13 protein-coding genes are annotated in these 14,332 nt (G+C 33.6%); 3 read left to right on the top strand and 10 right to left on the bottom strand.

Annotated features, from left to right (window positions below):
- Positions 1 to 306: 306 nt before the first annotated feature.
- Both ACNQGO_RS05400 and ACNQGO_RS05395 read right to left on the bottom strand, forming a co-directional pair.
- A complete protein-coding gene (locus ACNQGO_RS05400) occupies positions 307 to 789 on the bottom strand; it encodes a dihydrofolate reductase (RefSeq protein WP_417984584.1) in 483 nt (160 codons plus the stop codon).
- Positions 790 to 803: 14 nt separating this feature from the next.
- The gene (locus ACNQGO_RS05395; RefSeq protein WP_309754870.1) at positions 804 to 1,136 is read right to left on the bottom strand and encodes a 2TM domain-containing protein; all 333 of its coding nucleotides are present in this window, start codon (positions 1,134 to 1,136) and stop codon (positions 804 to 806) included.
- A 236-nt stretch (positions 1,137 to 1,372) separates the two neighbouring features.
- On the opposite strand from ACNQGO_RS05395, the gene ACNQGO_RS05390 reads away from it, so the two are divergent.
- Positions 1,373 to 1,669, top strand: coding sequence for an isoamylase early set domain-containing protein (locus ACNQGO_RS05390; RefSeq protein ID WP_417984582.1), 297 nt, complete (start codon positions 1,373 to 1,375; stop codon positions 1,667 to 1,669).
- Between the two features lie 23 nt (positions 1,670 to 1,692).
- Here ACNQGO_RS05390 and ACNQGO_RS05385 read toward each other — a convergent pair whose 3' ends face one another.
- The 8 genes from ACNQGO_RS05385 to ACNQGO_RS05350 all read right to left on the bottom strand — a co-directional run bounded on the left by ACNQGO_RS05385 (position 1,693) and on the right by ACNQGO_RS05350 (position 10,315).
- On the bottom strand, positions 1,693 to 2,517 hold the full coding sequence (locus ACNQGO_RS05385; protein ID WP_417984580.1) for a thymidylate synthase: 825 nt from the start codon (positions 2,515 to 2,517) through the stop codon (positions 1,693 to 1,695).
- Positions 2,518 to 2,547: 30 nt separating this feature from the next.
- A complete protein-coding gene (locus ACNQGO_RS05380) occupies positions 2,548 to 3,831 on the bottom strand; it encodes a metal-dependent hydrolase family protein (RefSeq protein WP_417984578.1) in 1,284 nt (427 codons plus the stop codon).
- A 119-nt stretch (positions 3,832 to 3,950) separates the two neighbouring features.
- Complete coding sequence (locus tag ACNQGO_RS05375; RefSeq protein ID WP_309755927.1) at positions 3,951 to 4,574, bottom strand: bifunctional nuclease domain-containing protein; 624 nt, start codon at positions 4,572 to 4,574, stop codon at positions 3,951 to 3,953.
- 154 nt (positions 4,575 to 4,728) lie between these two features.
- On the bottom strand, positions 4,729 to 5,694 hold the full coding sequence (locus tag ACNQGO_RS05370) for an electron transfer flavoprotein subunit alpha/FixB family protein (RefSeq protein WP_309755929.1): 966 nt from the start codon (positions 5,692 to 5,694) through the stop codon (positions 4,729 to 4,731).
- 101 nt (positions 5,695 to 5,795) lie between these two features.
- A complete protein-coding gene (locus ACNQGO_RS05365) occupies positions 5,796 to 6,542 on the bottom strand; it encodes an electron transfer flavoprotein subunit beta/FixA family protein (RefSeq protein ID WP_417984576.1) in 747 nt (248 codons plus the stop codon).
- 109 nt (positions 6,543 to 6,651) lie between these two features.
- Complete coding sequence (locus ACNQGO_RS05360) at positions 6,652 to 9,207, bottom strand: carboxypeptidase-like regulatory domain-containing protein (protein ID WP_417984574.1); 2,556 nt, start codon at positions 9,205 to 9,207, stop codon at positions 6,652 to 6,654.
- 92 nt (positions 9,208 to 9,299) lie between these two features.
- A complete protein-coding gene (locus ACNQGO_RS05355) occupies positions 9,300 to 9,986 on the bottom strand; it encodes a GLPGLI family protein (protein ID WP_417984572.1) in 687 nt (228 codons plus the stop codon).
- Positions 9,987 to 10,054: 68 nt separating this feature from the next.
- Positions 10,055 to 10,315 (bottom strand): hypothetical protein, encoded by a 261-nt coding sequence (locus ACNQGO_RS05350; RefSeq protein WP_417984570.1) that lies wholly within the window; start codon positions 10,313 to 10,315, stop codon positions 10,055 to 10,057.
- Positions 10,316 to 10,685: 370 nt separating this feature from the next.
- On the opposite strand from ACNQGO_RS05350, the gene ACNQGO_RS05345 reads away from it, so the two are divergent.
- Positions 10,686 to 11,666: a pyruvate dehydrogenase complex E1 component subunit beta gene (locus tag ACNQGO_RS05345; RefSeq protein WP_417946200.1), complete on the top strand. Its 981-nt coding sequence runs from the start codon at positions 10,686 to 10,688 to the stop codon at positions 11,664 to 11,666.
- Positions 11,667 to 11,802: 136 nt separating this feature from the next.
- Positions 11,803 to 14,289: a DUF5686 and carboxypeptidase-like regulatory domain-containing protein gene (locus tag ACNQGO_RS05340; RefSeq protein ID WP_417984568.1), complete on the top strand. Its 2,487-nt coding sequence runs from the start codon at positions 11,803 to 11,805 to the stop codon at positions 14,287 to 14,289.
- The last annotated feature ends 43 nt before the right edge of the window (positions 14,290 to 14,332 follow it).

Genomic DNA, 14,332 nt, shown 5'->3' with positions numbered 1-14,332 from the left:
TTAGCTGTTTTGAAAATACTGTTTTAAACGACAGTGTTGTTGTTAAAGCGCCAAACACGTTCTTAGGATTAAATTTGTTTTTGGAAATTTTAATTTTTTTCGTCTTTAGTACCTTCGTGGTATTTGGTATTAAAGGCTTTTTTGAGATGTATTCTCAGAAAACATCAAATGTAATAATCCTCGTTTCTGGAGTTTTACTACTATTTGTAAATTTTATTTTATGTTATCAAATACTCTTTCAAGAGTAGGTCATCTCTTAAATCAATGGTAAAAAAAAACATCCTGTAAAAAGGATGTTTTTTTGTTTTATTTTCTAAGGAAAGTTTGAAAGGTAAAATCATACATATGATGATCGTCTTTACTATTAAACACAGAATCAGAAAGTTCCCAAATTTTAGAATCGATATCTGGAAAGTAAGTATCTGCCTCAAAAGAGTGGTGTACTCTAGTAATGTCTAGTTTATCAGCGTAGGGAAGTCCTAAGGTATAAATTTCACCACCACCAATGATATACTTATCTTGATCTTTGGGACAAACCGCTAACGCTTTGTCTATACTATCTACTATTATACACCCTTCTGCTTTGTATCCTTTTTCTCTAGTTATGATAATGTGAGTTCTATTTGGTAATGGTTTTGGAAAACTTTCAAAAGTCTTTCTTCCCATTATAATGTGGTGTCCAGAGGTAAGTGATTTGAACCTTTTGAAATCATTAGGTAAGTGCCAAAGCAAATCATTGTTTTTTCCCAATGCATTATTTTCGGCAACGGCCGCAATCATTATTATCATTATAAATGTACTTTTTATTGTTGGTTATCATTGTTAACCTGCGTTTGTAATTGATCTATTTTCTTTTGCTGTAATGCTACAAGTCGGTCTATTTGCTCTCTTTCCCAATTTTTGTTCATAAAACGATCTGTTATGAAAATTTTTATAAAATGTAGAATAAAAAGGAACAACCAGATTGTAATTATCCAAATAGACCAATGAGAATCTACAGCAATTTCGAAAAATTTATTAGCAATAAATAGCATTAAACTTCCTAAAACGAAAACAACAAAATGGAAATAGAGTCCTTTTTTTTGTTTTATTCTTCTTCGGGCATATTCGTACTGCTCGTGTAGTTCTTTTTCCATCAATTATAATTTTGTTTATAAAGGTAAAATATATTTTGGAAAGGCACTATTTTGCCAGTTGATAATTTGTAATGAAAACGTTTTCGGATTTCCGAATAGTAAATTTAGCTATTTTTAATTATTAAATCAGGTATAAATTAACATAGTTTACACCATTCTATTAAATTTTATAGTTGGTGTTGAAACTTCACTTTCTTTTATTTACTTTGCCATATAAATCTATAAATGAAATAGTTATGGCTATCAAAAAACAGTTTGTAAAAACAAAACCAGTATGTAAAGCTACTTTTTCAGTTGCAGCAAAAGAAGCAAATCACGCTTCGGTTGTAGGGGATTTTAATAACTGGAATAGTGCTGAAGGAACTTTGAATAAATTAAAAAATGGTACGTTCAAAGGGGTATTTGATGTAAATAGAAACGCTTCTTATGAATTTAAGTACGTTATTGATGGCACATTTGTCAATGAGCCTGACGCAGATTCTTTCAAATGGAATGCATTTGCAGGAAATGAAAACGGTGTTTTAGTCGTATAACTAAAACACCGTTTTTTTATTCTTTAAATAGCTACAGTACCTTTTATGATAGGATGCGGTTCATAACCTTCGAGTGTGAAATCTTCGAAATCGAAATCGAAAATATCTTTTATATCTGGATTTAAAATCATTTTTGGTAATGGTTTTGGCTCACGGGACAATTGCAATTCGAGTTGTTCAAAATGATTGTTGTAAATATGCGCATCGCCAAAAGTGTGAATGAATTCCCCTGGTTCCAAGTCGCAAACCTGCGCAATCATCATCGTGAGTAGCGCGTAAGAAGCAATATTAAAAGGAACACCTAAAAAAATGTCAGCACTTCGCTGGTACAATTGACACGATAATTTACCGTCCGATACATAAAACTGAAAGAATGCATGACAAGGAGGCAAAGCGGCTTTATTGTTAGCTACATTATCGTCAAATGATTTTGTAGTGTCAGGAAGAACTGAGGGATTCCATGCAGAAACCAGCATTCTGCGGCTGTTAGGATTGGTTTTTAACTCTTTAATCAATTCTGAGATTTGATCAATCTCTTCACCGTTCCAGTTGCGCCATTGCTGGCCATAAACGGGTCCTAAATCGCCATTGGTATCAGCCCAAGCATCCCAAATTTTAACTCCGTTTTCCTGAAGGTACTTAATATTTGTATCGCCTTTTAAAAACCAAAGTAATTCATAAATTATTGATTTTAGGTGTAGCTTTTTGGTAGTAACCATTGGGAAACCTTCACTTAAATCAAAACGCATTTGGTAACCAAACACACTTTTAGTGCCTGTGCCTGTGCGATCTCCTTTTTGACAACCGTTTTCCATGACGTGTTGTACTAAGTCTAAATATTGCTTCATTATCCTGCAGTTGTATAAATGGTACTGATTTTAGTTTTTATATATTTTTCCGTCTTTCATCACAAACGACATTTTTTCTAGCGTTTTGATATTTGACAACGGATTTTCATTTACTGCGATAATATCTGCCAGAAAGGTTTCTTTGATTTGTCCTATTTCATTACCCATACCCAGCAACATAGCATTAGTTATTGTTGCTGATTGAATGGCTGCTAACTGTGGCATTCCAGCATCTACCATATAGCCAAATTCCTTAGCATTGATGCCATGGGGATAAACACCAGCATCTGTTCCAAAAGCGATTTTCACTCCTTTTTGGTATGCTTTTGCAAAAGTAGCTTTTAGTTGCGGACCTACTTCTCTAGCCTTGGGAACCACAATTTCGGGATAAAATCCATTAATCTCTGCATTTTTTTCTACTTCTTTACCGGCAGTAAGCGTAGGGACCAAATACGCATCATACTTTTTCATTAATTCCATAGTTTCTTCGCTCATGAAAGTGCCATGTTCGATAGTTTTTATGCCGCCAAGTATGGCTCGCTGCATTCCTTCATCGCCGTGTGCGTGCGCGGCAGTTAACATGTTATAATCTTTGGCAGTTGTAGTAATGGCTTTGATTTCTTCTAAAGAAAATTGTGGATTTTTACCGCTTTTCGCTACGCTTAAAACACCGCCTGTAGCTGTAATTTTAATAACATCGGCTCCTTCTTTGTACCGTTCTCTTACTGCTTTTACTGCTTCTTCAGGAGAATTAATTACACCTTCGTGTGGACCAGGATCTCCTACAAGTTTTCGGTTGCTTCCGTTCGTTGGGTCAGCATGTCCGCCTGTAGTGGCAATAGCTTTCCCTGCAGTGAAGATTCTTGGACCTTTTACAATTCCTTTGTTAATAGCGTTTCTAATGGAGATATTAACACCTGTTCCGCCTAAATCGCGTACCGTTGTAAAGCCAGCTAGAAGAGTGATTTCTGCACAACGAACTGCCTGAAAAGCGATGTCAGCCTCGTTTTCCAAATATTTTGACATATAGCTTTTTGTATTTTGTTCGCCTTCAATATGTACATGAAGATCGATCAAGCCCGGCAGTATATACTTGTTTTTCAGGTCAATTTCAATGTCTTCGGGTTTGGTTTTGACAATAAAACCATCCTGAATTTTTATGATTTTGTTTTTAGAAACAATTATAGTTTGGTTGGATAATTCTTTACCAGTAAGAGTATTAAGAATTTTTCCACAGTGAAGGTAATAATCTTGGGAAAATGCAATTGTTGAAATGAATAGGGATGCGACAACACCTAAAATTTTTGTTTTCATAGAATAATTTTTATAACAGATGTGAATAAAAAATAGATAAAACAGCATTTTTCACTACATCTTAATTTTTAATATTTAATCTCTATTAAAGAAAATCATAATGAAACGCAATATTAAAATTATCTTTTTGAAATTTCATCTCTAATTTTAGCAGCTTTCTCATAATCTTCATGCGACACGGCTTGGTCTAACAATTCATTCAATTCTTGCAAGCTGTGCTTAGAATAGGTAGAACCAGATTGATTGCTTTCTTCCTCACGACCAAAGGTTTCTGGATTAGACAATACGTCATCAATTTCTTGAGAGTCTTTGTTGGGTTCCAATGGATTTGCTTTGAGGTATATTCCTGCTTTGTCCAAAATGTTTTTATAGGTAAAAATTGGAGCATTGAAACGTAGCGCTAGAGCAATTGCGTCCGAAGTTCTAGCATCGATAATTTCCTCAATTTTATCTCTCTCGCAAATTATACTGGAATAAAAAACGCCATCAACTAACTTGTGAATGATGACTTGTTTTACTACGATATCAAAACGCTCAGCAAAATTCTTGAAAAGGTCATGTGTTAAAGGACGCGGTGGTTTTATTTCTTTCTCTAATGCGATAGCAATGGATTGAGCTTCAAAAGCACCAATGACAATGGGTAATTTTCTGTCACCATCGACTTCGTTCAATATCAAAGCGTAAGCTCCGTTTTGTGTTTGACTGTATGAAATTCCTTTTATGGATAATTTAACTAAGCTCATAATTGTTGTGATGGAAAAGTACGGTGTACTTTTTTTAATAAAATAAGGATGCAATTTTTTGATAATAGACCATAAAAAAAGCTGTCCAAAAGCAAAGGTACGAATAACTTTTATTTTTGGACAGCAATAATTGTAATGTGAATGTTTTAGAATTCTAATTCTGAGCTTTGAATGCTTTGAATTTTTCTATCAATTGAGGTACTATTTCAAAGGCATCACCTACAATACCATAATCAGCTACTTTAAAGAAAGGCGCATCTGCATCACTATTGATAACTACTTTTACTTTTGAGGAGTTGATTCCTGCGATGTGTTGTATCGCTCCCGAAATTCCAATGGCGATATACAAGTTTGTAGCTACGGGTTTTCCAGTCTGTCCTACGTGTTCTCCGTGAGGTCTCCATCCTAAATCTGAAACTGGTTTTGAACAAGCGGTTGCAGCTCCAAGAACTGTAGCTAATTCTTCTACCATTCCCCAATTCTCAGGACCTTTTAATCCACGACCTGCTGAAACAACAATGTCAGCATCAGCAATAGAAACTTTTCCAGATGCTTTTTCTACTGATTCTACTTTTACACCAAAATCATTGTCACCAATGGTAGGATTAAAATCCTCTTCGGTAAGTGTCGAAGGAGTTTCGAAAATACCGTATGAGTTTTTTGCAAGTCCAAGTACTTTAACTTCGGTTTCAATTTCTGTAATGTTGAATGCCTTGTTCGAGAAAGCCGTTCTTTTCACTTGAAAAGGAGTTGTCGAGATCGGTAGTCCAACTACATTTGATGCATAACCTGCTTCTAGAGCTACTGCAACTAGAGATGAAAGATAAATACTGTCTGTTGTAGAAGATAGCAAAACTAATTTTACGTTTTCTTTTTCAGCAGCTTGTTTGATGACATCAGCATAGGCTTTTGCAGTAAATCCAGATAGTTTGTCATTGTTTACTTTTAATACTTTGTCTACACCGTATTTTGATAACTCCGAAACATCTCCGGCATTTACCGTTACAGCAGTAACCGTTGTGCCTAAAGTTTCAGCTACTTTTTTCGCATAAGAAGCTAGTTCGAATGCTACTTTTTTAAATTTTCCTTCTGCGTACTCCGCGTATATTAATATTGACATAATTTTTTATTTTAGTCTTAAAGTTTTAAAGTCTAAAGTCTTAAAGTGAAATTAATGTAAAATTCTATCCTTTTGACTTTTGACCTTCGACGTTATGACAGTTAGATTACTTTTGCTTCGTTGTGTAGTAAATTAATTAACTCATCTAAATTATCAGCTGAAATTAATTTTACTGCTGATTTAGCTGCTGGTTTTTCAAATTTCACTGCTTTAGTGTTAACATTTGCGGCTACTGGCTCTAATATCGTTAAGGCTTTTGTTCTTGCAGTCATGATTCCTCTCATATTTGGAATACGTAAGTCTTTTTCCTCAACCAATCCTTTTTGACCACCAATTATTAATGGTAAACTAGTTGCTACTGTTTCTTTTCCCCCATCGATTTCGCGAACTGCAGTTACGCTTGTTCCATCAACCGTTAGGTTTGTACAAGAGTTTAGGAAATTGTATCCTAAAATTCCAGCGATCATTCCTGGAACCATACCTCCGTTATAATCTAATGATTCTTTTCCGGCGATAACAAGATCGTATCCTCCGTTTTTGATAACCTCTGCTAATTGTTTGGCAACAAAAAATCCGTCAGTAGGTGTTGCATTTACTCGGATCGCTTCGTTAGCACCAATGGCTAAAGCTTTTCTTAAAGTAGGCTCTGTATCAGGTCCTCCAACATTTACAACTGTTACCGTTGCGCCTTGTTGTTCTTGAAACCAAATAGCACGTGTTAATCCAAATTCATCGTTTGGGTTAATTACATATTGAACACCGTTTGTGTCAAATTCAGAATCACCGTTAACAAAGTTAATTTTTGATGTAGTATCAGGAACGTGACTGATGCAAACTAATATTTTCATACCTATATTTTTTATTAATCTTAATTTCTTTTACAAATTTAAAATATTAATTTGAATAATATACTATGCGTGCATAATATTTTTTGTTAACTATTTCGTTTTCGTTACTTTACAGTTTAAATTTAATATTTAACAAATAATAACCTGTTAGCGATTGAGAAATTCTTTCTTCTGTAAAATTATCGAATCGAGTTAGTGTAATTTGTTCGTAATTTTTAATGTTCAGAATGTCGTATGCTATTACGCTTATTTCGACTTGTGACTTTGGGAAATTTACACGAAGTCTTGGACTGAGCTGATAAATTTCGTTAGATGAAGTGGAAGCGCTTATTTTTTTGTAAGAGAATTTATTTACGAATGATATAGTATTGGAGATTTTAAAACTAGTTTCGATAAAAGGATTTAGTATTGAAATGCGATTATTAAAAAGGACATCTTTATATACGTCTTTTGATACTGCCACTCCGGTTTCAAATTGTAAACTGGTTTGTCTTAATCTTGATATAAACGAAAGATATCCAGAAGTCGATTCTGTTTTTAAATTTTGATTAAGGTTATTTGAAAATAAAATTTTAGAACTAGAGGAATAGGAAGTACTTGCTCTAATTGAATAGGGAACAAAAGAAAGTGTTTTCTCTGAATAAAGCATCGAGTTAAAACGGTTTTCAAATGGAGCCAGCTGATATTGAATCAAATTTACCGCTGCATCGGCACTGGAGTTATTGGACATGATATTTGTTGCCTTATAATATGAAAGATTAGAAATAATGGATAATTTTTTTTTATTATCAAAATAGAAATAATCAATTCCTACTTGATTGTTTGGTGACACACTGTTTAATCTAAGGTTTACATTTGAGTAAATGGTTCTGTAATCACTAATAAGACTGTTTGGTATTAGATTTTCTGCTTCTGTGAGGCCGTTGTTTCTAGAAAAAGATAATTTGATATAATGAGTGGAGCTAAAGTCTGTTTTTAAGCTTATTTTGGGTGCAAATAACCACTTTGTATCGGTTGAATTATCCATTTTAAATTTAATTCTGGAGTAGGAAAAAGCAGATGAGAATGTCGTTTTGGCTGAAAATTTAAATTTAGTTTGTAGTCCAAAACTTTGAACGCTGTTTTCTGTGACTACGTCATTTTCAAATTGCGAAAACTGCTCTTCAGTACTTTTATAATTATCTTTTCTTGACGAGGACTCCATAAAAAATTCGTTAGCTGTCTTTTTTACATTGAAGGTGTAATTGGCGTTAACATCTATATTGTTCTTGTTTAAGTCGCTATTCTGAATAATTTTGTAAGCATTATTCTCAAAGTTTAAAGCTAAAAAAGGAAGGTTGGATTCGATATTTAAAAGGTTTGATTTTTTGAGAATTTGCTGTTTTAAAGAAAAATTAAAGCCTCTGTTATTTTCGAAAAGTGTAGCGAAATTCAATTGATGATTGAATGTGTAGTCTGTTAGTTCTGTCGCATTGTTTAATTGTTTTGGGTTGTTGTCAATTTCAATTGAATTGGTTTTATTTATGCCCGAAAAAGACCCTTTATAGCTGATTAATGTTTTTTTATTTGGTTTGTGGGCAATATCTATAGAGGAATTAGTAAAAACGGTTTCTTCAGTACTAAATCTACTGTCTTTATTGGAGAAAACTCCAGAGTTGGAGTAGTAGAATTGCGTATTTGACTGTTGTTCAATTTGATCTACACTATTAAAAATCGAGTAGAAGTTTACCTGCGTTTTTTTATTGGGTGAATATTTCAGATTTAAACCAGTGAAATAGGAGGATCGTTCTTTTACATTATTTCCAATGGTTAAAAATCGGGGTAAATCATCATTTTTCGAAAATGTGGTTTCACCAATAGTACCCTCTTCTTTTTGGTTTGTAAATTTGGTGTAATCGTCAATATTCATGGAAAGTTCCCCCGTATTATTAGAATCGCTAATCAGACTAAATAACGTTTTTTTGCTAAAATTGAATAGTGTGGCGTGTACTTTATATTTGTTATCGCCAGCTCCCGCGGATACGTTTCCTGTAAGTTTATTTTTAAATTGTTCTTTGATGTTGATGTTTAATGCAGTAATCTCAGATTTATTGTTTTTTTTAATAGTCTTAAATTCAGTATAGTTTTTTATTAATTCAATATTTTTAACCATTTCAGCAGTGATGTTTTCGGTGGCTATTTTTTGTTGGTTAATAAAAAATTCCTCTCCATCAATTAAAAGTTTGTCTACTTCTTTTCCATTTGCTTTGATTTTGCCTTGCGAGTCTATGTCTAGGCCAGGTAATTTTTTGATGACATCTTTCAAAGTTTCTTCGGTACCATTTAGAAATTTTTCAATCCGGTATCTTAGTGTATCGCCAATTTCAGTCATTCCCGCAGCCTCGTTCTTAATGATTACATTTTCCAGATCAATTTTGTTTTCTTCGAGTGTAATTTTGCCTACGTCTAGCAAATTATTTGTTATTTCAATTTCCTTTGTGAAAGACTTGAAACCCAAATAACTTATTTTTAGTATATATAAACCTTTCTTGTCTACCACTAGGCGAAAATTTCCTGAAGTGTCAGAAAAGGAAAAAGCGAAAATTTGATCATTTTTAATATCTTTTAATTGTATAGTTGCCTGACTTATTGGTTTACTGGAGATGTCCACGACTGAACCGGTCACGTTATTTTGACTAAATATAGGTACAGCAAACAATAAAAAAAAGCAGAGAAACTGCTTTTTTAGTGAACAAATATCCTGAAAAAAATGAATCATTATTTGTTACTTTGTTTCGAATAGTCACTGAAACTCATTTCTGTAGCTCTGTTGTTAGGTTCTTCGATTGGTGTGTTTTCTTTGTTGAAAACCAATTTGTCAAAAGTTAAAACTGTAATGTCACTAATCTCCACTTGTATTATGAATCCGGGTAAGCCGCTGTAGTGCATGGGTCCATCGTTAATTGGTATATCTTCAGTGTACCAAGCAACGATGGATTGATTGGAGTTGAATGTGGTATTGATTGTTGTTGCTTTTTTACAAACATAACCGTTAATAGTTTGGCTTTCGCTAATTAATTTCCATTTAAATACGGGTAATGATTCTTTTATATTTATGTCCTTATTATCTTGAGTAAAAACAATTTTTAATTTTTTTAAGTTGAAATCTTTAAATCTATTGAAAGAGGAAGGTCGACTTATGGACGATGTTGTTTGGTGTTTTATTCCGTATTTTTCAATATAGGTTGTATCAATTGAGGATTTTTCGTTAGAAATTAAATTTTGTATTGATTTATTTTCTGAATAGAGATAGGAAAAAACCATTGGTTTAAGTGCTTTGTCAGAAAGTGTTGTCTCGTCTCCAATTCCTTTAATTGGTTTTTCTATAAGAATAGCCTTTAGAGTTTGTGCAGTTGTAAAATTAAAAAACAATATAAGTACGATTGAAAAAAAATTATAATTCATATGTGGTTTGATTAAAAAAATGAAAGGGAGTTTCACCCTTTCGTATTTGTATATTTAAAATGTTCGGTTTATTCAGCCGCTAAGGAATACCAAGTGCAATGATAAGTAGTTGTAACGGTTGTTACGCCGTTTAAACCATTATAACTTGTAGATTCTGAAACTTTATAGCAAAACCAAACATCTTTCTCTTCTAAAGTGTTCGTTTTTGTATTTTCTTCTCTTGTTACTGGTAATTTTTCAGTGTTGCTAACAGTTTTTGACTCGTTATTGGCTACCGCTAATCCAGAAAAAGCAATTAATGCAACTGCTGTAAATAATAATTTTTTCATAGTATAATGTTTTAAGGTTATACATGCTAGATAAAAAAAAAAAACAACTCTTGCAAGAAAAAACTTGATTTTTTTTATAATTTTAAATTCAAGTTAGTTGTGTTTTTAAAATCGTTTATAATCATTTGTCAGTTCTAGTAAAACTATCATACTAAAATAATTAAGGTTTATTACATCGTTTTCGTAGCCCGGATAGCAGCGGCATCCTTCTTGTGGCTCCTTTAGCCACACGAAGATACAGCGAAGAGCCGGAAATAGCTCCTTAAAATAGCGCTTGAAATCCTGAATTAATTTAGAGAAATTTATGCTTTTAAGTGATTTAAAATATTTATTTTTGCTGTTCGAAAATTAGACACATACAACATAAAATATGAGAACGATACAATTTAGAGAGGCTATTTGTGAAGCGATGAGCGAAGAAATGCGTCACGACGAGTCTATATACTTAATGGGTGAGGAAGTTGCCGAATATAATGGCGCATACAAAGCATCTAAAGGGATGCTTGCAGAGTTTGGTGAGAAACGAGTGATTGATACTCCTATTGCAGAGCTTGGTTTTACTGGTATTGCAGTGGGATCAGCCATGAACGGATGTAGACCAATTGTGGAATACATGACCTTTAATTTTTGTTTAGTGGGAATTGACCAAATTATAAACAACGCTGCCAAAATGCGTCAGATGACTGGTGGGCAATTTAATGTACCTATCGTTTTCCGTGGACCAACCGCTTCAGCGGGACAATTAGGCGCTACGCACTCACAAGCGTTAGAAAACTGGTTTGCAAACACGCCAGGTCTTAAAGTGGTAGTTCCATCTACGGTTTATGATGCAAAAGGTTTATTAAAAGCCGCTATTCGCGATAATGATCCTGTAATTTTTATGGAATCAGAGCAAATGTATGGTGACAAAGGTGAAGTGCCAGATGGAGAATATACAATTCCGCTTGGAGTTGCTGACATCAAACGTGAAGGTACTGATGTTACAATTGTATCTTTTGGAAAAATCATCAAAGAAGCGCACATTGCTGCTGATGAATTAGCTAAAGAAGGTATTTCTTGTGAAATTGTCGATTTGAGAACCGTACGTCCTATGGATTACGAAACGATTTTAACTTCGGTTAGAAAAACAAATAGACTAGTAGTTCTTGAGGAAGCTTGGCCATTTGCAAGTGTTGCTTCGGAGATTACCTATATTGTGCAAGAGCGTGCTTTTGATTTTCTAGATGCACCTATCCAACGTATTACCACAGCAGATACTCCGGCACCGTATTCTCCTGTTTTGTTGAAAGAGTGGTTGCCAAATGCTGGTGATGTTGTAAAAGCAGTAAAAAAAGTGATGTATAAAAAATAGTCAGTTCCAAATGATTTGATATTTAATATGTTTTATAAAAATGCTCATTAAGTATTCAATATGGCACTAGCTTAAATTAACTATATTTGAAACTTCATCAATTTTTTAATTTGATGAAGTTTTTTTTTGAATGATTATGAAAAAAAATTTCTTGTTTTTTCTGTTTTTTGTAGTGATCTCGACTACAATTGCTTTTGCTCAAACCAAAGTGAGCGGTGTTGTGGTAGATAAACAAAACCAGCCTATTCCATTTGCGAATGTAGTTTTCAAGGGATCTAGTGAAGGAATAGTGACTAATGAAGATGGTAAGTTTTACTTAGAATCCGCTAAAACGTACGTTACATTACTAATTTCCTCAGTAGGATTTTCTGAAAAAGAAATAACGTTAGACAAAGCAGTCAATTATAATTTTAAAATTCAGCTGAGTGAAGCCGAAAGTTTGAATGAAGTAGTTGTTTTTGCTGGTAAAACTTCTAAAAAAAATAATCCTGCATTAGATATTTTGCGCAAAATTTGGGAACGAAAGCGTAAAAACGGTCTGTTTATGTACAACCAATACCAAATGGAAAAGTACGAAAAAATAGAATTCGACATGAACTCTATTGACAGTGCTTTTATGAAAAACAGGGTGTTTAAAGGAATGGAATTCATTTTCAACCAAATGGATACTTCGAAAATTACAGGTAAAACGTATTTGCCTATTTTTATCAATGAATCATTGATAGATGTTTATGGAGATGCGAAACTAAATAAAGTAAAGGAGAAAATTAAAGCCAGTAAAACATCTGGTTTTAATGGAAACCAACAGATATTATCTTTTGTGAAAGACTTGTATTCAGATTACAACATCTACAACAACTACTTGACTTTCTTTGATAAAAGTTTTACCAGTCCGTTATCTAAAACGGGAATTGATGTCTATAATTATGTGTTAAAAGACAGTGCTTTCATTGACAAAAAATGGTGTTACAATATTGTTTTTTATCCAAGGCGTAAAAATGAATTAACATTTAAAGGTGATTTTTGGGTGAATGATTCCACATTTGCCATCAAGAAAATTAATATGGCAGTTACCAAAAGTGCCAATATCAATTGGGTGAAAGATATTTATTTAGAGCAGGAATTTGAAGTTGTCAGTGATTCTGTTTTTCTTTTAACCAAGGATTATTTGATGTCTGATTTTGCTTTGAACAAAAAAGAAAGTTCTAAGGGTGTTTATGGAAAACGTACCAGTTTTTATAGAAATCATCAGTTCAATAAAGAGTTGCCAGTAGCATTCTACAAGGATGAGGTCAATTATATGGATGATGAAGTCTATAAAAAATCAGAGGAATACTGGAATGAGAATCGTTTTGAGAATTTAAGCAAAGATGAATTGGGCGTATACAAAATGCTTGATACGTTGCAAACAGTAAACCGATTTAAGCAATTATACAGTATGGTTTCTATTTTAGGAAGTGGGTATGTCGAGTTTAAAAATTTCGATTATGGACCTGTTTTTTCGAGTTTTGGATACAATGAAGTAGAAGGTATTCGTTTGCGTGTTGGCGGTAGAACATATTTTGGGCCGAATGATCCATGGCGTGTTCAAGCCTATACTGCTTATGGATTTGATGATGATAAGTTTAAATACGGACTCTCTGGAAAATGGATGGTCGATAAAAAAAACAGAGTCATTTTGTCTCTAGGGAATAGGCGAGACATTGAGCAAATAGGAGCTAGTTTAACAACTACAAACGATATTTTGGGCAGAAGTTTTGCCTCTTCAGCAGTGTTTTCGTCGGGTAGTAATGGAAAATTGACGAAAATAAACTTAACTAATATGGCAATAGAAATGGAGCCTGTTAAAAATTTAGTGTTGCAAGCGGGAATTTCATACCGTACACTCGAGTCTGCTTCGCCCACATTTAGTCTGGACTATTACACGGATATCGCTAATGGAATTACAAAAAGTGATGTCAAACAATCTGAAGCAAACTTTCAAATTGAATATTCTCCAAAGCGTAAGACAATCGGTTTTGGTGTAGAAAGAAGCAATGTAGACAGCCCTTATAGTCGCTTTTTTGTCAATTACAGTCACGGATTTAAAGGGCTTTTAAACAGTGATTTCAAATACGATAAGCTGCAGTTGTATTACAAACAACCTATCATTATTGGTCCCTTAGGAAGAACAAATATTATTGTAGAAGTGGGCAAAACCTTCGGGAAAGTGCCGTTGGGATTGTTGAGTGTAATTCCAGGAAACCAAACCTATTTCACCATAGAAAATACGTTTAGCAACCTTAATTTCTATGAATTTGTCTCAGATCAATATGCTACTTTACAGTGGAATCACAATTTTAACGGTCGTGTTTTTTCAAGAATTCCTTTTATGCGGAAGCTCAATTGGAGAGAATTAATTTCTATAAAAGGTGTTTATGGAAGTATTTCAGATGAAAATAGAGCCATCAATGCATCTGGATTAGTTTACAATGCGCCAGAAAAAGGATATTGGGAATACAGCGCTGGTATTGGAAATATTTTCAAAGTATTCCGAATTGATTTTGCTTGGCGAGCCAATTATCTCAACGTGCCCGAAACTAATCGTTTTACTATAAAAGGATCGTTCGGATTTAATTTCTAGGAGCTAATCCGGCTGTACACTATATCTTTTTATAAGGCGAAAA

This window comes from Flavobacterium frigidum (genome assembly GCF_048286735.1).
Classification (GTDB): Bacteria; Bacteroidota; Bacteroidia; order Flavobacteriales; family Flavobacteriaceae; genus Flavobacterium.
This window is presented reverse-complemented; position numbering and strand designations above follow the sequence as displayed.